Source organism: Streptomyces sp. NPDC043427 (assembly GCF_056436655.1).
This window is the reverse complement of the sequence record NZ_JBWKCC010000032.1, coordinates 73,204-95,148: the sequence shown is the minus strand read 5'-3', so window position 1 is coordinate 95,148 and position 21,945 is coordinate 73,204. Positions and strand designations below refer to the sequence as shown.

The following is a 21,945-nucleotide window of genomic DNA, read 5'->3' as shown; positions in this document are numbered from 1 at the left end:
CTTCCGACCCCTTACAGCTTCATCAGGCTGGCGTCGTCGACCGAGGCCGAGTGGCGGGAGCGGAACAGCGACACGATGATCGCGAGTCCCACCACGACCTCCGCGGCGGCGACGACCATCGTGAAGAAGGCGATGATCTGGCCGTCGAGGTTGCCGTGCATCCGGGAGAAGGCGACGAACGCGAGGTTGCAGGCGTTGAGCATCAGCTCGATGCACATGAAGACGACGATCGCGTTGCGCCTGATCAGCACCCCGGTGGCGCCGATCGTGAACAACAGGGCGGCGAGATAGAGGTAGTTGACGGGGTTCACTTCGACGCCTCCTCGGCCCGCTTGAAGTTCGGCGGCTCGATCGCGGCCCGCTGCAGGCGCTCCTCGGCGCGCTGTTCCAGGGCCTTGAGGTCGTTGAGCGCCTCAGTGGACACGTCACGGATCTGACCGCGCTCGCGCAGCGTCTTGCTGACCGTGAGGTCGGACGGGGTGCCGTCGGGCAGCAGGCCCGCGATGTCCACGGCGTTGTGCCGGGCGTACACACCGGGCGCCGGCAGCGGCGGTACGTGCTTGCCTTCGCGGACGCGCTGCTCGGCCAGCTCGCGCTGGGTTTTGGCGCGCTCGGTGCGCTCACGGTGGGTGAGCACCATGGCGCCGACGGCGGCTGTGATGAGCAGCGCGCCGGTGATCTCGAAGGCGAAGATGTACTTGGTGAAGATGAGGGCGGCGAGGCCCTGCACGTTGCCGTTCGCGTTGGCTTCGGTGAGGCCGTTGAACTCGTTCAGGGAGGCGTTGCCGATGCCCCCGATCAGCAGGACACCGAAGCCGAGCCCGCACAGCAGGGCCAGCCAGCGCTGACCCTTGATGGTCTCCTTCAGGGAGTCCGCCGCGGTGACGCCGACGAGCATCACCACGAACAGGAACAGCATCATGATCGCGCCGGTGTAGACGACGATCTGCACGATGCCCAGGAAGTAGGCGCCGTTGGCGAGGTAGAAGACCGCGAGAACGATCATGGTTCCGGCGAGGCAGAGCGCGCTGTGCACGGCCTTCTTCATGAAGACGGTGCACAGGGCGCCGATCACGGCGACCGTGCCGAGCACCCAGAACTGGAAGGCCTCGCCGGTGGAGGTGGTGTAGGCGGCGAGCTGCGCGGTCATCGGCCGATCACCTTCTCCGACGCCGGCTCGTCCTCACCGAAGGTCGAGTCGGCTTCCTGCGGGACCTCTCCCTTGGAGAGGGCGACCTGTCGCTCCGTACCGGGAGCGGCCTCCGTCACCAGGCCCCGGTAGTAGTCCTGCTCGTCCGTGCCGGGATAGATCGCGTGCGGCGTGTCGACCATGCCGTCTTCCAGACCGGCGAGCAGCTGCTCCTTGGTGTAGATCAGGTTGGCGCGGCTGGAGTCGGCGAGCTCGAACTCGTTCGTCATCGTGAGCGCGCGCGTGGGGCACGCCTCGATGCACAGGCCGCACAGGATGCAGCGGGCGTAGTTGATCTGGTAGACGCGGCCGTACCGCTCGCCCGGCGAGTAGCGCTCCTCTTCGGTGTTGTCGGCGCCCTCGACATAGATGGCGTCGGCGGGGCAGGCCCAGGCGCACAGCTCGCAGCCGACGCACTTCTCCAGGCCGTCCGGATGGCGGTTGAGCTGGTGCCGTCCGTGGAACCGCGGAGCCGTTGTCTTCTGCTGCTCCGGGTACTGCTCGGTCAGCCGCTTCTTGAACATGGCCTTGAAGGTCACGCCGAAGCCGGCCACGGGGTTCTGGAAACCGGGCTTGGTCTCCTTGGGCTCCTCAGCCATCGGACGCCTCCTTTCCATCCAGAGATCCGTCACTGGCAGTATCCGACCCACCACTGACAATCAACTCCCGCTCGCGGCGCGAGCGGCGCCGAGGCACCGGCGGAAGCTCCTGTCCCGGCAGCGGCGGCACGGGGAATCCGCCGCCCATCGGGTCGAAGGCGGCCTCCTTCGCGGGGACCTCCGCCTGCTTCCCGCGGTCGCGGAAGAGGTCCGCCACGAAGGTGAGCAGCAGCAGCGTCAGGACACCGCCGCAGACGTACAGAGCGATGTCGGCGAAGTCGTAGTTCTCGTTCCTGAGGGTCCGCACGGTCGCGACGAGCATCAGCCAGGTCACGGAGACCGGAATGAGGACCTTCCAGCCGAGCTTCATCAGCTGGTCGTAGCGGACGCGGGGGAGCGTGCCGCGCAGCCAGATGAAGAAGAACAGCAGCAGCTGCACCTTGACGACGAACCAGAGCAGCGGCCACCAGCCGTGGTTCGCGCCCTCCCAGAAGCCGCTGATCGGCCAGGGTGCCCGCCAGCCGCCCAGGAAGAGCGTCACGGACACCGCCGAGACGGTCACCATGTTGACGTACTCGGCGAGCATGAACAGGGCGAACTTGATCGAGGAGTACTCGGTGTTGAAGCCGCCGACCAGGTCGCCCTCGGACTCCGGCATGTCGAAGGGGGCGCGGTTGGTCTCGCCGACCATCGTGACGATGTAGATCACGAAGGAGACCGGCAGCAGGAGGATGTACCAGCGGTCCTGCTGTGCCTCCACGATCGCCGACGTCGACATCGAGCCCGAGTAGAGGAACACGGAGGCGAAGGCGGCGCCCATGGCGATCTCGTAGGAGATCATCTGCGCGCAGGAGCGCAGGCCGCCGAGGAGCGGATACGTGGATCCAGAACTCCAACCCGCGAGGACGATGCCGTAGATACCGACCGAGGCGACCGCGAGGATGTAGAGCATCGCGATCGGCAGGTCGGTGAGCTGCATCGTGGTGCGCTGGCCGAAGATCGAGATCTCGTTGCCCGCCGGGCCGAAGGGGATGACCGCGATCGCCATGAAGGCCGGGATGGCCGCGACGATCGGCGCGAGGACGTACACCACCTTGTCGGCGCGCTTGACGATGATGTCTTCCTTGAGCATCAGCTTCACGCCGTCGGCGAGCGACTGGAGCATGCCCCAGGGGCCGTGCCGGTTGGGGCCGATCCGCAGCTGCATCCAGGCGACGACCTTGCGTTCCCAGACGATGGAGAACAGCACGGTCACCATCAGGAAGGCGAAGCAGAACACCGCCTTGATGACGACCAGCCACCAGGGGTCGTGGCCGAACATCGAGAGGTCTTCAGCCGCGAGGTACGGGCTCATGCCTCCACCTCCTCGGGGGCCTCGGCGGCGAGCGTCGCCGGGCCGATGCGGACGAGCTTGCCGGGCAGTGCCCCGGTGTCGGAGGCGACGCCGCCACCGGTGGAGTTCAGCGGGAGCCAGACGACCCGGTCGGGCATCTCGGTGATCTTGACGGGGAGTTCGACCGTTCCGGTGGGTCCGGTCACCACGAGAGCGTCGCCGTCCCCCACCCCCGCCTCGGCGGCCGTGGCGGCCGACACGCGCGCGTGGGCGGCGTGCCGGGTGCCGGCGAGCGCCTCGTCGCCCTGCTGGAGAACTCCCTGGTCGAGCAGCAGCCGGTGCCCGGCCAGCACGGCCTCTCCGGCCGCCGGCCGCGGCAGTGGTGCGGCCGTCTCCAGCGGCTCCGTGGCCCGCGGTCCGTCCCAGGCTCCGAGCCGGTCCAGCTCCGCCCGCGCGGTACGCAGGTCCGGCAGCCCCAGGTGTACGTCCATGGCGTCGGCCAGCATCTGCAACACACGGGCGTCGGAGGGTGCCAGGCGGCGCGTCATCTGGTCGGGCTTGAGCGCGGTCTCGAAGAAGCGGACCCTGCCCTCCCAGTTCAGGAAGGCACCCGACTTCTCTGCGACCGCCGCCACCGGCAGTACGACGTCGGCGAGCTCGGTGACCTCGCTGGGCCGCAGCTCCAGCGACACCAGGAAGCCGACCTCGGCGAGCGCCGCACGCGCGCGTGCCGGGTCGGGCAGGTCGGCGACCTCCACACCGGCCACCAGCAGTGCTTGAAGCTCACCCCCCGCCGCGGCCTCGACGATCTGGCCGGTGTCACGGCCGTAGCGGTGCGGAAGCGCGGCCAGACCCCAGAGGGCGGCGACCTCCTCACGCGCGCGCGGGTCGGTGGCCGGACGTCCGCCCGGCAGCAGCGACGGCAGCGCGCCCGCCTCGATCGCGCCCCGCTCGCCCGCGCGGCGCGGGATCCACACCAGTTTCGCGCCGGTCGCGGACGCGGCCCGTACGGCGGCAGTGAGGCCACCGGCCACGGCGGCCAGCCGCTCGCCGACGACGATCACCGCGCCTTCGGTGCGCAGCGCCTCGGAGGCCTTGCCGCCCGCCTCCTCCAGGCCGACACCGCTCGCGAGCGCGTCCAGCCACTCGGTCTCGGTGCCGGGAGCGGCCGGCAGCAGCATGCCGCCCGCCTTCTCCAGGCCGCGCGTGGCGTGCGTGGCAAGCGAGAACACCTTCTGCCCGTGCCCCCGCCATGCCTTGCGCAGCCGCAGGAAGACGCCGGGCGCCTCCTCCTCCGACTCGAAACCGACCAGCAGGACGGCGGGCGCCTTCTCCAGCGCGGTGTATGTGACGCCCGTACCGTCGAGGTCCCGTCCGCGGCCGGCGACACTCGCCGCCAGGAAGTCGGTCTCCTCGCCGCTGTGCACGCGCGCGCGGAAGTCGATGTCGTTGGTGTCGAGCGCCACGCGCGCGAACTTGCTGTATGCGTAGGCGTCCTCGATGGTGAGGCGACCGCCGGTGAGGACACCGGTCCGGCCCCGCGACGCCAGCAGGCCCTGGGCCGCGATCTGCAGCGCCTCCGGCCAGGACGCCGGCACGAGCTCACCCTCGGCGTTGCGCACGAGGGGCGTCTGGAGCCGGTCGCGCTGCTGCGCGTACCGGAACGCGAAGCGCCCCTTGTCGCAGATCCACTCCTCGTTGACCTCGGGGTCGTCGGCGGCGAGCCGCCGCATGACCTTGCCGCGCCGGTGGTCGGTGCGCGTGGCGCAGCCGCCTGAGCAGTGTTCGCAGACGCTCGGGGAGGACACCAGGTCGAACGGGCGGGAGCGGAAGCGGTACGCCGCCGAGGTGAGCGCGCCGACCGGGCAGATCTGGATGGTGTTGCCGGAGAAGTACGACTCGAACGGGTCGCCCTCGCCGATGCCGACCTGCTGGAGCGCGCCCCGCTCGATCAGCTCGATCATCGGGTCGCCCGCGATCTGGTTGGAGAAGCGGGTGCAGCGGGCGCACAGCACGCACCGCTCACGGTCGAGCAGCACCTGCGTGGAGATGGGGACGGGCTTCTCGTACGTCCGCTTCCTGCCCTCGAAGCGGGACTCGGCGTTGCCGTGCGACATCGCCTGGTTCTGCAGCGGGCACTCGCCGCCCTTGTCGCAGACCGGGCAGTCCAGCGGGTGATTGATGAGGAGCAGCTCCATCACACCGTGCTGGGCCTTCTCGGCGACCGGCGAGGTGAGGTGGGTCTTCACCACCATCCCGTCCGTGCACGTGATCGTGCAGGACGCCATGGGCTTGCGCTGGCCCTCGACCTCGACGATGCACTGGCGGCAGGCGCCGGCCGGGGCGAGGAGGGGGTGGTCGCAGAAGCGGGGGATCTCGATGCCGAGCTCCTCGGCGGCCCGGATGACCAGAGTGCCCTTGGGCACGCTGATCTCCGCGCCGTCGATCGTCAGCGTCACGAGATCTTCCGGCGGGACCGCCGCCTCTCCCCCACCTGCGGGAGCGTTGGTGGTCACAGTCATGCGTTCACCTCCGTGCGGTCGGCCCAGGCCGTCGACTTGGCCGGGTCGAAGGGGCAGCCGCGGCCCGTGATGTGCTGCTCGTACTCGTCGCGGAAGTACTTCAGCGAGGAGAAGATCGGCGAGGCGGCACCGTCGCCGAGGGCACAGAAGGACTTGCCGTTGATGTTGTCGGCGATGTCGTTGAGCTTGTCGAGGTCGGACATCACGCCCTTGCCGGCCTCGATGTCACGCAGCAACTGCACGAGCCAGTACGTGCCTTCGCGGCACGGCGTGCACTTGCCGCAGGACTCGTGGGCGTAGAACTCGGTCCAGCGGGTGACGGCGCGTACGACACAGGTCGTCTCGTCGAAGCACTGAAGGGCTTTCGTGCCGAGCATGGAACCCGCGGCACCCACTCCTTCGTAATCAAGAGGGACGTCGAGGTGCTCGTCGGTGAACATCGGTGTCGAGGAGCCGCCCGGCGTCCAGAACTTGAGGCGGTGGCCCGGCCGCATGCCGCCGCTCATCTCGAGGAGCTGACGGAGGGTGATGCCGAGCGGGGCCTCGTACTGACCGGGGCTGGCGACATGGCCGCTGAGCGAGTAGAGCGTGAAGCCCGGAGACTTCTCGCTGCCCATCGACCTGAACCATTCCTTGCCGTTTTGCAGGATGGCGGGAACCGACGCGATCGACTCGACGTTATTCACCACAGTCGGGCAGGCGTAGAGGCCCGCGACAGCAGGAAAGGGGGGACGCAGCCGCGGTTGACCACGGCGGCCTTCGAGCGAGTCGAGCAGTGCGGTCTCCTCACCGCAGATGTAAGCGCCCGCACCCGCGTGCACGGTGAGTTCGAGGTCGAGTCCGCTGCCCAGGATGTTCTCGCCCAGGTAGCCGGCGGCGTAGGCCTCGCGCACGGCCTCGTGCAACCGCCGCAGAACGGGGACGACTTCACCACGCAGATAGATGAAGGCATGCGACGACCTGATGGCATAACACGCGATGACAATGCCCTCGATGAGGCTATGCGGGTTCGCGAAGAGGAGCGGGATGTCCTTACAGGTTCCGGGCTCCGACTCGTCGGCGTTGACAACTAGATAGTGTGGCTTTCCATCACCCTGCGGAATGAACTGCCATTTCATTCCCGTCGGGAATCCAGCACCGCCGCGCCCACGCAGACCGGAGTCCTTGACGTACGCGATCAGGTCGTCCGGTGACATGGCCAGCGCCTTGCGGAGTCCCTCGTACCCTTCGTGCCTCCGGTAGACGTCCAGCGACCAGGACTTGTCCTCGTCCCAGAAGGCAGACAGCACGGGTGCGAGCAGCTTCTCGGGGCTCGTGTCCTTCAACTCGGCTGCCACGGTCATCACTCCCCCTCCTCGGCGGTAGGCCCTGCCGGGTGGGCGGGGTCGGAGGCCGATGTGTCCTGCGGCGCGTCGTGCGAACTGAGGTGCTCGGCCGGCGACGGTTGGTGCACGGCCCTGTCCTGCGGCTCGTCGTGCGGGCCGCCGTCCCGCGGATGGACCACGCGCGCGGGTGCGGCCTCTCCCCTGGCCAGGCGGAGGCCCACCAGCGAAGCGGGTCCCGCACTGCCGCTCGCCTCGACGGCCCCTTGCCGCTCGTCGGGGAAGCCGGCCAGAATCCGCGCGGTCTCCTTGAAGGTGCACAGCGGCGCCCCGCGCGTCGGCTCCACCGGCCGGCCCGCGCGCAGGTCGTCGACGAGGCGCTTGGCGCTGCCCGGGGTCTGGTTGTCGAAGAACTCCCAGTTGACCATCACGACCGGCGCGAAGTCGCAGGCCGCGTTGCACTCGATGTGCTCCAGGGTGACCTTGCCGTCGTCGGTGGTCTCGCCGTTGCCGACGCCGAGGTGCTCCTGGAGCGCGTCGAAGATCGCGTCGCCGCCCATCACCGCGCACAGCGTGTTGGTGCAGACACCCACCTGGTAGTCACCGCTCGGCTTGCGCCGGTACATGGTGTAGAAGGTGGCGACCGCGGTGACCTCGGCCGTGGTCAGGTCGAGAACGTCCGCGCAGAACCGCATCCCGGTGCGCGTGACGTGGCCTTCCTCCGACTGCACGAGATGCAGCAACGGCAGGAGGGCGGAACGGGAGTCGGGGTAGCGGGCGATGATCTCGCGCGCGTCCCGCTCGAGCCGGGCTCGGACGTCGTCCGGGTAGGCGGGCGCGGGCAGCTCGGGCATGCCCAGGCTGACGCCCCGCTCCGAAGAAGAGGTGGTCACCGGTCGACGCCTCCCATCACGGGGTCGATGGACGCGACGGCGACGATGACGTCGGCGACCTGGCCGCCCTCGCACATCGCCGCCATGGCCTGCAGGTTGGTGAAGGACGGGTCGCGGAAGTGGACCCGGTAGGGGCGGGTGCCTCCGTCGGAAACGGCGTGCACCCCGAGTTCGCCCTTGGGCGACTCGACAGCCACGTACACCTGTCCCGGCGGGACGCGGAAGCCCTCGGTGACCAGCTTGAAGTGGTGGATCAGGGCCTCCATGGAGGTGCCCATGATCTTCTTGATGTGGTCGAGGGAGTTGCCGAGTCCGTCCGGCCCGAGCGCGAGCTGGGCGGGCCAGGCGATCTTCCGGTCGGCGACCATGACCGGGCCGGGCTGCAGCCTGTCCAGGCACTGCTCGACGATCGAGAGCGACTGGCGCATCTCCTCGAGGCGGATCAGGAAGCGGCCGTAGGAGTCGCAGCTGTCGGCGGTCGGGACGTCGAAGTCGTACGTCTCGTAGTCGCAGTACGGCTGCGTCTTGCGCAGGTCGTGCGGCAGGCCGGTGGAGCGCAGGATCGGGCCGGTGGCGCCGAGGGCCATGCAGCCGGCCAGGTCGAGGTAGCCGACGTCCTGCATACGGGCCTTGAAGATGGGGTTCCCGGTGGCGAGCTTGTCGTACTCCGGGAGGTTCTTCTTCATCTTCTTCACGAACTCGCGGATCTGGTCCACCGCGCCGGGCGGCAGGTCCTGGGCGAGTCCGCCGGGGCGGATGTACGCGTGGTTCATCCTGAGGCCCGTGATGAGCTCGTAGATGTCGAGAATCATTTCACGATCACGGAATCCGTAGATCATGATCGTGGTGGCGCCGAGTTCCATGCCGCCGGTGGCGATGCACACCAGGTGCGAGGAGATCCGGTTCAGCTCCATCAGGAGCACCCGGATGATCTTGGATCGCTCGGTGATCTCGTCCTCGATGCCGAGGAGCTTCTCGACGGCGAGGCAGTAGGCGGTCTCGTTGAAGAAGGACGTCAGGTAGTCCATGCGCGTCACGAACGTGGTGCCCTGCGTCCACGTGCGGTACTCGAGGTTCTTCTCGATACCGGTGTGGAGGTAGCCGATGCCGCAGCGGGCCTCGGTGACCGTCTCACCCTCGATCTCCAGGATCAGGCGGAGCACCCCGTGGGTCGAGGGGTGCTGGGGACCCATGTTGAGGACGATGCGCTCGTCGTCGGCGCGGGCCGCGGACTGGACGATTTCGTCCCAGTCGCCACCGGTGACCGTGTAGACGGTGCCCTCGGTGGTCTCACGTGCCGAAGCGGCGGATGCTGACTGCGTGCTCACGAGTAGGACCTCCGCTGGTCCGGAGCCGGGATCTGGGCGCCCTTGTACTCGACGGGGATGCCGCCGAGGGGGTAGTCCTTGCGCTGCGGATGGCCCTGCCAGTCGTCCGGCATGATGATCCGCGTCAGGGCCGGGTGACCGTCGAAGACGATCCCGAAGAAGTCGTAGGTCTCGCGCTCGTGCCAGTCGTTGGTCGGATAGACGGAGACCAGCGACGGGATGTGCGGGTCGCTGTCGGGGGCGCTGACCTCGAGGCGGATCAGCCGGTTGTGGGTGATCGAGCGCAGGTGGTAGACGGCGTGCAGCTCGCGGCCCTTGTCCTCCAGGTAGTGGACGCCGCTGACGCCGGTGCAGAGCTCGAAGCGCAGGGCCGGGTCGTCGCGCAGGGTGCGGGCGACGCGGAGCAGGTGTTCGCGCTCGACGTGGAAGGTGAGCTCGCCTCGGTCGACGACCGTCTTCTCGATCGCGTTCTCGGGCAGAAGGCCCTGCTCCTCCAGCGCGCCCTCGAGTTCGTCGGCGACCTCGTCGAACCAACCGCCGTAGGGCCTGCTCGCCGGTCCCGGGAGCCGGACCGAGCGGACCAGGCCGCCGTAGCCGGAGGTGTCGCCGCCGTTGTTGGCGCCGAACATGCCGCGCTGGACGCGGATCTCCTCGCCGCCCTGACCGCGCTGGCCCGGGAGGTTGGAGGCAGAGAGGTCCCTTTCGGGGTTGGTCCCGTTCGCGGAGCCGTTCACGCCGTTCTCACCGTGGGTGCCGTTCGCGTCGCTCACCGCAGCAGCCCCTTCATCTCGATCGTGGGCAGGGCCTTGAGTGCCGCCTCCTCAGCCTCGCGGGCCGCTTCCTCGGCGTTCACGCCGAGCTTGGAGCTCTGGATCTTCTGGTGGAGCTTGAGGATGGCGTCCATGAGCATCTCGGGCCGTGGCGGGCAGCCGGGGAGGTAGATGTCGACCGGGACGATGTGGTCGACGCCCTGGACGATCCCGTAGTTGTTGAACATGCCGCCCGACGAGGCGCACACACCCATGGAGATCACCCACTTGGGGTTCGGCATCTGGTCGTAGACCTGCCGCAGTACCGGCCCCATCTTCTGGCTGACCCGGCCCGCGACGATCATCAGGTCCGCCTGGCGCGGTGAGCCGCGGAAGACCTCCATGCCGAAGCGCGCCAGGTCGTAACGGCCGGCGCCGGTGGTCATCATTTCGATGGCGCAGCAGGCGAGGCCGAACGTGGCCGGGAAGACGGACGCCTTGCGCACCCAGCCCGCGGCCTGCTCGACGGTGGTCAGCAGGAAGCCGCTCGGCAGCTTTTCTTCGAGTCCCATGTCCTATGGCCCCTCAGTCCCATTCCAGGCCGCCGCGCCGCCATACGTACGCGTACGCGACGAAGACGGTGAGCACGAAGAGCAGCATCTCCACGAGCCCGAAAACACCCAGGGCGTCGAAGGTGACGGCCCACGGGTAGAGGAAGACGATCTCGATGTCGAAGACGATGAAGAGCATCGCCGTCAGGTAGTACTTAATGGGGAAGCGCCCGCCGCCGGCCGGCGTGGGGGTCGGCTCGATACCGCACTCGTAGGCCTCGAGCTTGGCCCGGTTGTACCGCTTTGGTCCGATCAACGTGGCCATGACCACGGAGAAGATCGCAAAGCCTGCCCCGAGGGCTCCCAGTACGAGGATGGGCGCATACGCGTTCACCGCTCCTCGCTCCTCTCAGTCGGCACTGACTGCTGGCGGTTGCGTCGGGCCCACTTCCGCCCCACCTGTCGCACGAGCCCCGCTCGTCCCCGGCGAAGATCGCGAACATGTGAAGCAGGTCACAAGCCCAACTGCCTCGCATCCTATGCCCGCCGCTCTGTGATCTGCGACACGGGGTATTGGACAAGCTTTGTGATCTCCACCACCTGACGAAGGATCATGAAGGGGGATGAGCGGCGATCTTCGCACAAGAAGCGTCCGAGTGATCACCAGAGGTGACATTTTCATTCATCGGCGCAGGTCGCGAAGGGCGTCTCTATATCAAGAGGGTTCCCTTGCATGCAAATTGGCGCTGGGTGCGACACCCTGATAGAGGCACGCGTTCACACCTCAGAGGGAGCTGCGCGGCGAGATGTGGACGCGTGCACGCGTTCACGAGCGGAGTCGGCCACCTGTCGCGCACAGGACGCCTCCATTCCGGTAACCGTTCCGTGACCTGCACCACACCCATAAGGGGGCCCTGAGAACCGGGCTTGGCCACCGACCCCAACAAGTGGTAAGCGGGGGGCAATTAGGGCGTAACGACGAAAGCCCATGATCACAGGCTTGATCACCTGCGCCCGCAATGCCCGTTATGGCGTCAATAAAGAAACTGGCGACGGGTGTTCAGGGCTCCCGTTGAACAAATGTGGCGCAGCACACGTTTCTTGAAGGTATGGAGGAGCCCCTGATACCGGTTGTACCCATGTCCCACACCGCTCACATACGCAGCCACCGGAAACCCCGCCGCAGCGCGTCGACCATCGCGATGCGCGCCGGAGTTGCCGGTGGTGTCCTCAGCACCCTGGCAGTGGCCGGGGCGTCCGGTGCGGCGAACGCGGCCGAGCCGGTGACGCAGACACTCGAACTGCCCACCCTGACGGGCGACGTGGCCGCTCAGGTGGCCCAGTCCGCGGCCGCCACGCAGCAGGCCGCCGCGAACTACGAGCTGCAGGCCGAGCGTGACGCGGCCGCCTCCGCGGCGGCCAAGGAGGCCAAGAAGGACCTCGCCGAGGCCAAGAAGAAGGCTGAGGCCAAGAAGAAGGCTGAGGAGGCCCGCAGGGCCGCCGCCGAGGCCGCTGCATCCCGTTCGTCGGAGCGGACCACTCTGTCCGCCTCCGCGTCCGCGTCCACCTCGACAGGCGTCTCCGCTCCCGCCAGCGGCAGCGTCGGGACGGTGATCGCGTTCTTGAAGGCTCAGGTGGGCGACGCCTACGTCATGGGCGCCACCGGCCCCAACGCGTGGGACTGCTCCAGCCTGGTCCAGGCCGCCTTCCGGCAGGTCGGCGTCGACCTGCCGCGTGTCTCGCAGGACCAGTCGATGCAGGGCACGGACATCCCCCTGTCCAGCATCCAGGTCGGCGACATCCTGTACTGGGGCGGCAAGGGCTCCGCGTACCACGTGGGTGTGTACATCGGTAACGGCCAGTACCTGGACGCGGCGAACCCCTCCAAGGGCGTCGTCATACAGGACCTGTCGGGCTACCCGGCGTCGGGCGCGGTGCGCGTGCTCTGAGCCGCACCGGCATCCGCCGTACAAACGCCGTACGAAGTGAAGGACCGCAGCCGCTCGGGGGCCGCGGTCCTTCAGTCGTCCCCTGGGGGACACACCTCGGGCGCGGCCCCCACCAGGGCCGCGCCCTCCAGGGTCACGCCTTGGGGGCCACCTTGCTCAGGCCGTTGATGATGCGGTCCATGGCATCGCCGCCGGTGGGGTCGGTGAGGTTGGCCAGGAGCTTGAGGGTGAACTTCATCAGCATCGGGTGGGTCAGACCGCGCTGGGCGGCGATCTTCATGACCCTCGGGTTGCCGATGAGCTTCACGAAGGCGCGGCCCAGCGTGTAGTAACCGCCGTAGGTGTCCTTGAGGATGCGCGGGTAGTGCTGGAGCGCCGTCTCGCGCTGGGCCGGGGTGGATCGGGCATGGGCCTGGACGATGACCTCGGCGGCGATCTGACCGGACTCCATGGCGTAGGCGATGCCCTCACCGTTGAAGGGGTTCACCAGGCCGCCGGCGTCGCCGACCAGCAGCAGGCCCTTGGTGTAGTGGGGTTGGCGGTTGAAGGCCATCGGGAGGGCGGCGCCGCGGATCGGCCCCGTCATGTTGTCGGGGGTGTAGCCCCAGTCCTCCGGCATCGACGCGCACCAGGCCTTCAGGACCTCGCGCCAGTCCAGTTCCTTGAAGGAGGCCGAGGTGTTGAGGACGCCCAGGCCGACGTTCGACGTGCCGTCGCCCATGCCGAAGATCCAGCCGTAGCCGGGCAGCAGGCGGTCCTCGCCCGGGCCCCGGCGGTCCCAGAGTTCCAGCCAGGACTCCAGGTAGTCGTCCTCGTGCCGCGGGCTGGTGAAGTAGGTGCGGACGGCGACGCCCATCGGGCGGTCCTCGCGGCGGTGCAGGCCCATCGCCAGGGACAGCCGGGTCGAGTTGCCGTCGGCGGCGACCACCAGCGGGGCGTGGAAGGTGACTTCGCGCTTGTCCTCGCCGAGCTTGGCGTGGACGCCGGTGATGCGGCCGGTGCGGTCGTCGCGGATCGGGGCACCGACGTTGCAGCGCTCGTACAACCGCGCCCCGGCCTTCTGGGCCTGGCGGGCGAGCTGCTCGTCGAAGTCGTCCCGCTTGCGGACGAGGCCGTAGTCGGGGAAAGAGGCGAGATCCGGCCAGTCCAGCTGGAGGCGGACGCCGCCGCCGATGATGCGCAGGCCCTTGTTGCGCAGCCAGCCGGCCTCCTCCGAGATGTCGACGCCCATGGCGACGAGTTGCTTGACCGCGCGCGGGGTGAGACCGTCGCCGCACACCTTCTCGCGCGGGAACTCGGTCTTCTCCAGCAGGAGGACGTCGAGTCCGGCCCGGGCGAGGTGGTACGCGGTCGTGGAGCCGGCTGGCCCCGCGCCGACGACGATCACATCGGCGGTGTTTTCGGAGAGGGGCTCGGTCACGGCGGGATCTCCCCAAGGTTCGAAATCTGCGTGCCGACCGGCACTGGACATGGGCAGTCTATTCAGCAGAATTGATCACCCGGCTGAAGGGCTGCCCCGTGAACCGAGCTCTCCCCGTAGTACGGCTGCGTGTCCCCACCGACGAGGACGCGGTCGCCTGGCACCGGGCCTTCGCCCACCCGGACGTCATGGAGTTCCACGGCGGCAGGGCCGCGGAGCTGTTCGTCTACGAGGAGCTGACCGCCCGCCAGCGCCGGCACGACGCCGAGCGCGGCTACTGCCTGTGGACCGTGCTCGACGAGTCCGGGCAGGTCATCGGCTTCACCGGCGCCCAGCCCTGGGAGCGTCAGTGGGGGCCGACGGGTGAGATCGAGATCGGCTGGCGGCTCGGCCGGGAGCACTGGGGCAAGGGGTACGTCACCGCCGCCGCGCGGATGACGCTGGACCGGGTGCGCGCGGCGGGCGTGCCGAGCGTGGTGGCCATGGTCGACGCCCGCAACGAGCGGTCCATCGCCGTCACCCGTCGGCTGGGCATGCGGCTCGCCGAGGTCTTCACCACGCCACGCAAGCAGCAGGGGCACTGCTATCGGCTCGCCCTGTAGCGGAGGTACGGGATCCAGTACGCATACGGTGAGTAGTCGACGGCTACAGGAAGCCACTTGAGGCTTCCCGGTGACACCCTCGGGCGGTTACCCTGCCCGTACCGCTGGGGGTGACATCTGTGCACGTAACACCCAAAACACCCGAAGTGCGAGTGCCGAAGCTGGTCGGTCTGATGGCCGTGGACGCGCGCGAGACGGCGCTGGCACACGGAGTGCTCCTCGCCGCGCCCGACCGGCCGGACTTCCCTCACACCGTCGTCGACTACGTCGTACGGCAGTACCCGCCGCCCGGCGTCGAGATACCGCGCGGTGCCGTCGTCACCGTCTGGTTCGAGCTGGGGGGAGGTGAGGGCGGCGGGGGCGTGCGCGAGCCGCGCATTCCGAACCCGAGCGGGGGCGGCATGCGACGCGAGCTCGACGAGCGGGGAGACGCCTACGAGATGATCGACAAGTGAGCGTCAGCCGTTCTTGAGGCCGGGGTCCACCTTGAAGCCCCGGTGCAGGGCCACCACCCCGCCCGTCAGGTTCCGCCAGGCCACCCTCGACCAGCCGGCCTTGCGGAGCCGCTCGGCGAGGGCGGGCTGGTCGGGCCAGGCGCGGATGGACTCGGCCAGGTAGACGTAGGCGTCCGGGTTGGAGGAGACAGCGCGGGCGACCGGGGGCAGGGCGCGCATCAGGTACTCGGTGTAGACGGTCCGGAAGGGCGCCCAGGTCGGGTGCGAGAACTCGCAGATCACGACCCGTCCACCCGGCCGGGTCACCCGGTACATCTCCCGCAGCGCGGCATCCGTGTCCTGCACGTTGCGCAGCCCGAAGGAGATGGTGACGGCGTCGAAGGTGTCGTCCTTGAAGGGCAACCGCGTCGCGTCGCCCGCCGTGAACGGCAGCCAGGAGTGCCGCTGCTTGCCGACCCGGAGCATGCCGATCGAGAAGTCGCAGGGGACGACGTAGGCGCCGGTGCGGGCGAAGGGCAGGGAGGACGTCGCCGTACCGGCGGCGAGGTCCAGGACCTTCTGCGCGGGGCGGGCGTCGACCGCCTTGGCGACCTCCTTGCGCCATCGGCGGTCCTGGCCGAGCGACAGCACGTCGTTGGTCAGGTCGTACCGTTCCGCCACGTTGTCGAACATCGAAGCGACTTCGTGCGGCTGCTTGTCCAGGGATGCGCGGGTCACGGATCCATTGTGGCAGCAGGGGGTACGGCGTCACGGCAGCAGCCTCGGCTTCTTGCGCGCCGCCACGTCCTCGACCCAGCCGCAGAGCAGCACGAAGCCCGCGATCAGGAGCCAGCCGACGGCGAACATCAACCACCCGCGCGGCGGCGGCCGCGGGAGGAAGTCGTCGTCATGCTGCGTTCCGGTCAGTTGGCGGCCGCGGAGGCGGACGCGGACGGGCTGGAGGTGGGGGCTCCCGAAGGCGGGGCGGACGGAATGCCGCTGGGGCGGACGGCCTGTTCGCCCTGGCCGCCGTCCGGGCGGAAACCGCCGTACCCCTGGCCGCTCCGACCACTCGGGCGCCCTGCCCACCAGGGCCTCCCCCGCCGAACGGCAGCAGCGAGGAGGGAGTCAGGGAGGTGCCCCAGCCCGTTGAAGGCCGCGCCGAGGACGACCGCGTACCCGAGGCAGGCGACGCCGAGGAGGAGGCCGATCCGGCGCAGCAGCTTGGAGCGGCGTCCGGAGGTGTCAACGAACACGGGTCCTTCGGCTGACTCGTTGCCGCGTTTGCGACGGCGACCGCGCACATCTGCGCGGCTTTCGATGGCAGGCTCGGATTGCATTCCCCGGATGTCAGGGACGCTTTATGTGGCCCAAACTCTGGATTCCTTGTGAGAGACCCACGAGAAAAGACTTAACCTGTCTCTTTTCTGAGGGATCTCCGGAACTCGTCCGCAACAGCCCCTCGCCATGAGAGCGTTGAATGTCCCTTTTGACGAGAGCGGGTGCATGCGCAATGAGGAGTTTCCGGACGCCGATGGCCGGGCTGACCTGTCTGTTCGCCTTGGCCTCGGCGGGATGCTCCGCGGGCTCCGAGGGCAGCACGAACGCGAATCCAGCACCGTCGAGACAGACCCCCGCGTCACCGTCGCAAAGCACCGCGCCCGCCACTGCTGCCCCCACCACCACCGCCTACGCCCCGTACGTCAGCGCCACCGAGGCCTCCGACAACGACCCGGCCGGCTCCCCCACGACGTACAACCTGGCCTTCGTGATCTCGGGCCGCAGCGGCTGCACGCCGAAGTGGAACGGCACGCACGCCGTCGGCGACTCGACGGTCAAGTCCCGGATCTCGGCACTGACGAAAACCGGCGGCACGGTCCGTGTGTCCTTCGGCGGAGCCTCCGGCAAGGAACTCGCGGCGACCTGCGACAGCGCCTCGAAGCTCGCGGCGGCGTACGGCGCCGCCCTGGACGCGGCCGGCTCCACCCAGGCCGACTTCGACATCGAGGGCGACGAGCTGACCGACTCCGACTCGGTCGACCTGCGCTCCGAGGCGATCGCCGCGCTCCAGAAGGAACGCCCCGACCTGGAGGTCTCCTTCACCCTGCCGGTGATGCCGTCCGGGCTCGACGCCGACAGCCTGGCCCTGCTGGAGTCCGCCAACGAGCACGACGTGCAGGTCTCCACGGTCAACATCATGACGATGAACTACGGCGAGTCCTACGACGACGACATGGGCGACTACGCCGTCACCTCGGCCACGGCCACCCAGGCCCAGCTCAAGAAGGTCTTCGGCCTGTCCGACGCGGGTGCCTGGCGGGGCATGGCGCTCACCTCGATGATCGGTGTCCAGGACGTGGCCAACGAGACGTTCACCCTCGCGGACGCGGCGCAGGTACGGACGTTCGCCGAGGAGAAGGAGGTCGCGTGGGTGTCCATGTGGTCCACGTTCCGCGACCAGCAGTGTGAGGCCGAGGACGCCGATCAGGACGACGCGGCCACCAACTGCAGCGGGGTGAAACAGAGTTCGGGGGCCTTCGCGCAGGCGTTCACAGGGTAGGCCTCACCGCCGCCGGTAGACGATCCGCCCCTCCACGATGGTCGCCACGCACGTCCCCGCGGCCCCCCGTTCGGCGAGCGCCGCCTCGTCGGGTACGTCGAAGAAGGCGAACCGTGCGGCGGAGTTCCGCTCCCTGGGCCGGGCGAACTCCACCGGCTGATCGCAGGCGTACGGGTCGAGCGAGGGCACCCCGGCGGGCCGTCCGATCCGGCCCATGACGCCGATTCCCGTCCGGCGCACGGCGTCCCGCACCGCGCGGTTGCGCATCTCCTCGCAGGCCGCGGTGACCGTTCCGTGCGCCAGCATGCGCTGCACCCCGCGCCGGGCGCTCGCGCCCCAGCGGGCGTCGTCCATGGTCAGCATCGCGAGGGCGTCCCCGAACAGCGGCTCGGTGCCGAGCTCGTCGGCCTCGCGCGGATCGGGGTGGTACGCCTCCTCCAGCAGCTCGGTGCCGTAGAGGTTGATGAGTCCCGGCGTGAGGATGCCGGGCCACTGGCGCACCCGGGCCCGCGGACGGTCGGCGAGGAGCTCGTCCAGCGGGCCGGCCGCGGCGATCCACGCGCCCTCGACGACGAGTGCCCGGCCCCTGGAGTCGGCGTGAATGGTCAGCACGTACGGGTCAGTTGGAGGCGAGCAGCTTCAGCTCGGGGTGGGCGGTCCCGCCGTCGATCGCGGTGGACGAGATGTGGGACATGACCCGCTCGTCGACCGGGTCGTTCGCCGGATCGTCGTGGACGACGATGTGCTCGTACGTCGTGGTCCGCTGGGCCGGGACGCGCCCCGCCTTGCGGATCAGGTCGATGATCTCCAGGCGGTTGGAGCGGTGCTTGGCGCCGGCGGAGGAGACGACGTTCTCCTCCAGCATGATCGAGCCGAGGTCGTCCGCGCCGTAGTGCAGCGACAGCTGGCCGATCTCCTTGCCCGTGGTCAGCCAGGAGCCCTGGATGTGCGCGATGTTGTCCATGAACAGCCGCGCGATGGCAATCATCCGCAGGTACTCGAAGAGGGTGGCCTGGGTGCGGCCCTTCAGGTGGTTGTTCTCGGGCTGGTAGGTGTACGGGATGAACGCCCGGAAGCCACCGGTGCGGTCCTGGACGTCACGGATCATCCGCAGGTGCTCGATGCGCTCGGCGTTGGTCTCGCCGGTGCCCATCAGCATGGTGGAGGTGGACTCCACACCCAGCCGGTGCGCGGCCTCCATGATCTCCAGCCAGCGCTCGCCGCTCTCCTTCAGCGGGGCGATCGCCTTGCGCGGCCGCGCGGGCAGCAGCTCCGCGCCGGCACCCGCGAACGAGTCGAGACCGGCCGCGTGGATGCGCTGGATCGCCTCCTCGACCGACACCTTCGAGATGCGGGCCATGTGCTCGACCTCGCTCGCCCCCAGGCTGTGGATGACGAGCTGCGGGAACGCCTTCTTGATGGCGGAGAAGTGCTCCTCGTAGTACTCCACGCCGTAGTCCGGGTGGTGCCCGCCCTGGAACATGATCTGGGTGCCACCCAGCTCCACGGTCTCCGCGCACCGGCGCAGGATGTCGTCGAGGTCGCGGGTCCAGCCCTTGGCCGTGTCCTTCGGCGCCGCGTAGAAGGCGCAGAACTTGCACGCCGTGACACACACGTTCGTGTAGTTGATGTTGCGCTCGATGATGTACGTCGCGATGTGCTCGGTGCCGGCGTACCGACGGCGGCGTACGGCGTCGGCGGCGGCGCCCAGCGCGTGCAGGGGCGCGTCGCGATAGAGGTCGAGCGCCTCCTCTGGTGTGATCCGCCCGCCGTCCGCGGCACGGTCGAGCACAGACTGGAGGTCGGCCTTCTCGGTCACCGGGGGCGTCCCTTTCGTCAAGGGTTGATAAGGGGGGCGCGCGAAGCGCTCGGGCAAGGGTGGTGGTGGGAGACGGGTGGGCGGACCGAACCAGCCTACGTCAGCCGCTTTCCCGCCAGCACTTCAGGCCGTGTACGCGCCGATGAGCAGCCCCAGGAACGCCCCCACGATCAGGAACGGCCCGAACGGGATCGCCGTCTTGCGGTCCGCGCGCCGCGCCAGGACCAGGACACCGCCGTACAACGCCCCCAGCAGGAAGCCGGCGAACGTGCCCAGCATCACCGTCGGCCAGCCGTACCAACCCAGGACGGCACCCGCCCCGAGCGCGAGTTTCACATCGCCGAGGCCCATGCCGCCGGGGTTGATGAGGTGCAGCACGAGGTAGCCGACACCGAGAGCGAGGGAGCCCAGCAGGGCCGTCGTCCAGTCACCGGCGTGCTCGGGCGCCAGCGCGGCCAGGCCCAGCAGCGCGAGCGCGCCGGCCGCGAGCGGCAGCGTGAGCGGGTTGGGCAGCCGCCGCACCCGCAGGTCGACGGCCGCCAGCAACACCCCGACGGGCGCCAGCAACAGCCAGACGCCGAGCTCTGGGCGGGTACCGGTGGCGGCGGCGAGGACGGCGCAGAGAAGGGTGGTGACCGTGGCGAGCGGCAGCGCACGGGGCCCGTACGTGACTCCCGCGCCACCCGCGCACGCCTCGCACTGCGTCCGCCCGACCCACCCCCGGACCCGCCCGCCGATCGGATGCCCCTGCGGACAGGCCTCCCGCCACGGCTCCTCGTCCGGCACCGCGAACCGGTACACGGCCCTCGGCAGCAGCGCCCCCGCCGCCGCGCCCCATACCGCGGCCACGAGGATCAGCAGCTGGTCGATCATGCGCTACCTGACCTTCGTCAGCCGGGCCACCGGGCGGCCGGAACCATCGCTGTCCGACTTGTACGTGAGGTCGTCGCCGGCGGGGGTGAGGGTGACGGTGTGTTCGCTCTTCACGCAGGTGGCCGGATTCGAGTCGGCACCTACGGACTTGGCGACGATCTGCTGGTCTGTCACCTCCTTCAGGGTGAGGACGTCGACACAGACCATGGTCCCGAGCGGATCGGTGTTGCGGACCGTGCCCAGCTCCTCCCCCGCCTCCGCCTGCTTCACGGTGACCCGGAACGTACCCATGGGCACGCTGCCGTCGAGCCCGGTGCCCTGTCCCTCCCAGGTACCGAGGTAGCGACCGGGAACACCGACGACTTGTGGGGCCGTGTCACTGGGCTGGTCGCTTTGTGAGGCCGTGTCACTGGGCCGGCCGCTCTGGCTCGGGGCGGGCGTGGGTGAGGCCGCCGGCGCGGAGGTCGGCGTCGCGGAGTGATCGCCGCCCGCCGAGGTGTCGCTGTCCCGGCCGCCGCCCGGCAGCAGGTCGAACACGAACACCGACCCCACCGTCACCGCCGCCAGCGCTCCCGCCACCGCGAGGGCCACGGTGCAGCTCAGCCGTCGCCCCCGCCCGCCGTCCCCCGGCGTCGAGGTCGCCGCGACGGACACGGACAGCCTGCCGGGGCCCTGCCCGGACGACGGAACGGCGACGTCCTGCGGCGGCGCGTCACGCGGTTCCGGTACGAAGGGCAAGGCGTCCACGGGCGGCCGCACGGGCTCCATCACAGGAGGCGGCCCGAACTCACCGACGACCGCCGAAGAACCAGCCGCCTCACCAACCCCCGACACCCCACCCACAGAAGGACTGCTGAACTCCACCGGCCCCGACACCACCGGCGCCGCCCCGGCCACGCCCGCCGCCTCCAGGTTCAGCAGCTGTACGGCACTCCGCCCGACCCGCTCCACCAGCGCCCCCGGCAGCCATCCCGCCGCCACCAGCCGGGCCGCACCGTCCGGAGCGAGCCGTCGGGCCACCTCCCGAGGCGTCGGCCGGGCGGTCGGGTCCTTCGACAAGCACGCCTGGACCACCTCACGCAGCTCACCGCCCAACTCCCCGAGCGACGGCTCCTCGTGGACGACCTTGTAGAGCAGCGCGGCCGAGGAGTCCCCGGGGAAGGGCTGCTCGCCGGTCGCCGCATAGGCCAGGACCGCTCCGAGGGAGAAGACGTCGGCCGCGCCCGTCGCGCCCTTGCCGAGGATCTGCTCGGGGGCCATGTAGCCGGGGGAACCGATCGAGACGCCGGTCGAGGTCAGGGAGGCCGTGCCGTCGGTGGCGCGGGCGATGCCGAAGTCGATGAGCAGCGGACCGTCCACGGTGAGCAGGACGTTGGACGGCTTCACGTCCCGGTGCACCAGCCCCAGTTCGTGCACCGCCGTCAACGCCTCGGCGAGGCCCGCGCCCAGGACCCGTACGGTGTGCTCGGGCAGGGGCCCGCCGTCCGCGACGGCGCCGGCGAGCGACGGGCCCGCCGCGTACGCGGTGGCGACCCAGGGCACCGTCGCGTCGGGGTCGGCGTCCAGGACCGGTGCGGTCCAGGCGCCGCCCACCCGCCGGGCCGCCTCGACCTCGCGGCGGAAGCGGGCACGGAACTCCTCGTCGAGCGCGAAGTGCGGGTGCACGATCTTGACGGCAACCGTCCGGCCGCCGGTGCTGCGGCCCAGGTAGACCCGGCCCATGCCACCGGAGCCGATCCGGCCGAGCAGTCGGTAGGGCCCTATGACGGTGGGCTCGTCGGCTCCGAGCGGCTGCATGGCGT

General features: G+C 69.5%; 22 protein-coding genes. 4 read left to right on the top strand and 18 right to left on the bottom strand.

The features are described from left to right. Positions 1 to 11: 11 nt before the first annotated feature. From nuoK to AC067M_RS36745, 11 genes are read right to left on the bottom strand one after another with little or no spacing between them, the layout of a single operon-like run. Positions 12 to 311, bottom strand: coding sequence for an NADH-quinone oxidoreductase subunit NuoK (gene nuoK, locus AC067M_RS36795; RefSeq protein WP_003974374.1), 300 nt, complete (start codon positions 309 to 311; stop codon positions 12 to 14). Next, complete coding sequence (locus AC067M_RS36790) at positions 308 to 1,150, bottom strand: NADH-quinone oxidoreductase subunit J (RefSeq protein ID WP_478701364.1); 843 nt, start codon at positions 1,148 to 1,150, stop codon at positions 308 to 310. Before AC067M_RS36790 ends, nuoK begins: the two co-directional genes overlap by 4 nt. Beyond that, a complete protein-coding gene (gene nuoI / locus AC067M_RS36785; RefSeq protein WP_478701363.1) occupies positions 1,147 to 1,788 on the bottom strand; it encodes an NADH-quinone oxidoreductase subunit NuoI in 642 nt (213 codons plus the stop codon). The genes AC067M_RS36790 and nuoI overlap by 4 nt, the downstream gene beginning before the upstream one ends. Next, positions 1,781 to 3,142 carry an NADH-quinone oxidoreductase subunit NuoH gene (gene nuoH, locus AC067M_RS36780; protein ID WP_478701362.1) on the bottom strand — a complete coding sequence of 454 codons (1,362 nt, stop codon included), beginning with the start codon at positions 3,140 to 3,142 and terminating at the stop codon, positions 1,781 to 1,783. Before nuoH ends, nuoI begins: the two co-directional genes overlap by 8 nt. Next, positions 3,139 to 5,643: an NADH-quinone oxidoreductase subunit G gene (locus AC067M_RS36775; RefSeq protein ID WP_478701361.1), complete on the bottom strand. Its 2,505-nt coding sequence runs from the start codon at positions 5,641 to 5,643 to the stop codon at positions 3,139 to 3,141. The genes nuoH and AC067M_RS36775 overlap by 4 nt, the downstream gene beginning before the upstream one ends. Continuing rightward, a complete protein-coding gene (gene nuoF / locus AC067M_RS36770) occupies positions 5,640 to 6,989 on the bottom strand; it encodes an NADH-quinone oxidoreductase subunit NuoF (protein WP_478701360.1) in 1,350 nt (449 codons plus the stop codon). Before nuoF ends, AC067M_RS36775 begins: the two co-directional genes overlap by 4 nt. After that, positions 6,986 to 7,858 carry an NADH-quinone oxidoreductase subunit NuoE gene (nuoE, locus tag AC067M_RS36765; RefSeq protein WP_478701359.1) on the bottom strand — a complete coding sequence of 291 codons (873 nt, stop codon included), beginning with the start codon at positions 7,856 to 7,858 and terminating at the stop codon, positions 6,986 to 6,988. Before nuoE ends, nuoF begins: the two co-directional genes overlap by 4 nt. Further along, positions 7,855 to 9,186, bottom strand: coding sequence for an NADH-quinone oxidoreductase subunit D (locus AC067M_RS36760; RefSeq protein WP_478701358.1), 1,332 nt, complete (start codon positions 9,184 to 9,186; stop codon positions 7,855 to 7,857). The genes nuoE and AC067M_RS36760 overlap by 4 nt, the downstream gene beginning before the upstream one ends. Then, entirely contained in the window at positions 9,183 to 9,956 is a 774-nt protein-coding gene (locus tag AC067M_RS36755; RefSeq protein WP_478701357.1) for an NADH-quinone oxidoreductase subunit C, read from the bottom strand. Before AC067M_RS36755 ends, AC067M_RS36760 begins: the two co-directional genes overlap by 4 nt. Then, a complete protein-coding gene (locus tag AC067M_RS36750; protein ID WP_478701356.1) occupies positions 9,953 to 10,507 on the bottom strand; it encodes a NuoB/complex I 20 kDa subunit family protein in 555 nt (184 codons plus the stop codon). Before AC067M_RS36750 ends, AC067M_RS36755 begins: the two co-directional genes overlap by 4 nt. Before the next feature lie 13 nt (positions 10,508 to 10,520). Further along, entirely contained in the window at positions 10,521 to 10,880 is a 360-nt protein-coding gene (locus AC067M_RS36745) for an NADH-quinone oxidoreductase subunit A (protein WP_007383963.1), read from the bottom strand. Positions 10,881 to 11,595: 715 nt separating this feature from the next. Here AC067M_RS36745 and AC067M_RS36740 point away from each other — a divergent pair. Continuing rightward, positions 11,596 to 12,435, top strand: coding sequence for a C40 family peptidase (locus AC067M_RS36740; protein ID WP_478701355.1), 840 nt, complete (start codon positions 11,596 to 11,598; stop codon positions 12,433 to 12,435). A gap of 133 nt (positions 12,436 to 12,568) precedes the next feature. Here the strand turns inward: AC067M_RS36740 and AC067M_RS36735 are convergent, their stop codons facing one another. Then, positions 12,569 to 13,906: a geranylgeranyl reductase family protein gene (locus AC067M_RS36735; protein WP_478701354.1), complete on the bottom strand. Its 1,338-nt coding sequence runs from the start codon at positions 13,904 to 13,906 to the stop codon at positions 12,569 to 12,571. A 47-nt stretch (positions 13,907 to 13,953) separates the two neighbouring features. Between AC067M_RS36735 and AC067M_RS36730 the strand changes: the two genes are divergently transcribed. Together AC067M_RS36730 and AC067M_RS36725 are read left to right on the top strand one after the other, a co-directional pair. Then, positions 13,954 to 14,457 carry a GNAT family N-acetyltransferase gene (locus AC067M_RS36730; RefSeq protein WP_478701353.1) on the top strand — a complete coding sequence of 168 codons (504 nt, stop codon included), beginning with the start codon at positions 13,954 to 13,956 and terminating at the stop codon, positions 14,455 to 14,457. A 146-nt stretch (positions 14,458 to 14,603) separates the two neighbouring features. Next, on the top strand, positions 14,604 to 14,912 hold the full coding sequence (locus AC067M_RS36725) for a PASTA domain-containing protein (protein ID WP_478701352.1): 309 nt from the start codon (positions 14,604 to 14,606) through the stop codon (positions 14,910 to 14,912). 3 nt (positions 14,913 to 14,915) lie between these two features. Here AC067M_RS36725 and AC067M_RS36720 read toward each other — a convergent pair whose 3' ends face one another. Both AC067M_RS36720 and AC067M_RS36715 read right to left on the bottom strand, forming a co-directional pair. After that, positions 14,916 to 15,629, bottom strand: coding sequence for a demethylmenaquinone methyltransferase (locus AC067M_RS36720; RefSeq protein WP_478701351.1), 714 nt, complete (start codon positions 15,627 to 15,629; stop codon positions 14,916 to 14,918). 185 nt (positions 15,630 to 15,814) lie between these two features. Further along, positions 15,815 to 16,147 carry a hypothetical protein gene (locus tag AC067M_RS36715; protein WP_478701399.1) on the bottom strand — a complete coding sequence of 111 codons (333 nt, stop codon included), beginning with the start codon at positions 16,145 to 16,147 and terminating at the stop codon, positions 15,815 to 15,817. 257 nt (positions 16,148 to 16,404) lie between these two features. On the opposite strand from AC067M_RS36715, the gene AC067M_RS36710 reads away from it, so the two are divergent. Then, entirely contained in the window at positions 16,405 to 17,451 is a 1,047-nt protein-coding gene (locus tag AC067M_RS36710; protein WP_478701350.1) for a chitinase, read from the top strand. 3 nt (positions 17,452 to 17,454) lie between these two features. Here AC067M_RS36710 and AC067M_RS36705 read toward each other — a convergent pair whose 3' ends face one another. From AC067M_RS36705 to AC067M_RS36690, 4 genes are all read right to left on the bottom strand, one after another. After that, entirely contained in the window at positions 17,455 to 18,063 is a 609-nt protein-coding gene (locus tag AC067M_RS36705; RefSeq protein WP_478701349.1) for a hypothetical protein, read from the bottom strand. Between the two features lie 7 nt (positions 18,064 to 18,070). Next, the gene (gene mqnC / locus AC067M_RS36700; protein WP_478701348.1) at positions 18,071 to 19,270 is read right to left on the bottom strand and encodes a cyclic dehypoxanthinyl futalosine synthase; all 1,200 of its coding nucleotides are present in this window, start codon (positions 19,268 to 19,270) and stop codon (positions 18,071 to 18,073) included. Between the two features lie 123 nt (positions 19,271 to 19,393). Beyond that, positions 19,394 to 20,143 (bottom strand): prepilin peptidase, encoded by a 750-nt coding sequence (locus AC067M_RS36695; RefSeq protein WP_478701347.1) that lies wholly within the window; start codon positions 20,141 to 20,143, stop codon positions 19,394 to 19,396. Between the two features lie 3 nt (positions 20,144 to 20,146). Continuing rightward, positions 20,147 to 21,940 (bottom strand): serine/threonine-protein kinase, encoded by a 1,794-nt coding sequence (locus tag AC067M_RS36690; RefSeq protein ID WP_478701346.1) that lies wholly within the window; start codon positions 21,938 to 21,940, stop codon positions 20,147 to 20,149. Between the last annotated feature and the right edge of the window lie 5 nt (positions 21,941 to 21,945).

Excerpts from the sequence above, each read along its gene's own strand:
- AC067M_RS36790 (WP_478701364.1), bottom strand. The coding sequence starts at position 1,150 with ATGACCGCGCAGCTCGCCGCCTACACCACCTCCACCGGCGAGGCCTTC.
- nuoI (WP_478701363.1), bottom strand. The coding sequence starts at position 1,788 with ATGGCTGAGGAGCCCAAGGAGACCAAGCCCGGTTTCCAGAACCCCGTG.
- nuoH (WP_478701362.1), bottom strand. The coding sequence starts at position 3,142 with ATGAGCCCGTACCTCGCGGCTGAAGACCTCTCGATGTTCGGCCACGAC.
- AC067M_RS36775 (WP_478701361.1), bottom strand. The coding sequence starts at position 5,643 with ATGACTGTGACCACCAACGCTCCCGCAGGTGGGGGAGAGGCGGCGGTC.
- AC067M_RS36750 (WP_478701356.1), bottom strand. The coding sequence starts at position 10,507 with ATGGGACTCGAAGAAAAGCTGCCGAGCGGCTTCCTGCTGACCACCGTC.
- AC067M_RS36740 (WP_478701355.1), top strand. The coding sequence starts at position 11,596 with ATGGAGGAGCCCCTGATACCGGTTGTACCCATGTCCCACACCGCTCAC.
- AC067M_RS36735 (WP_478701354.1), bottom strand. The coding sequence starts at position 13,906 with ATGTCCAGTGCCGGTCGGCACGCAGATTTCGAACCTTGGGGAGATCCC.
- AC067M_RS36710 (WP_478701350.1), top strand. The coding sequence starts at position 16,405 with ATGAGGAGTTTCCGGACGCCGATGGCCGGGCTGACCTGTCTGTTCGCC.
- AC067M_RS36695 (WP_478701347.1), bottom strand. The coding sequence starts at position 20,143 with ATGATCGACCAGCTGCTGATCCTCGTGGCCGCGGTATGGGGCGCGGCG.
- AC067M_RS36690 (WP_478701346.1), bottom strand. The coding sequence starts at position 21,940 with ATGCAGCCGCTCGGAGCCGACGAGCCCACCGTCATAGGGCCCTACCGA.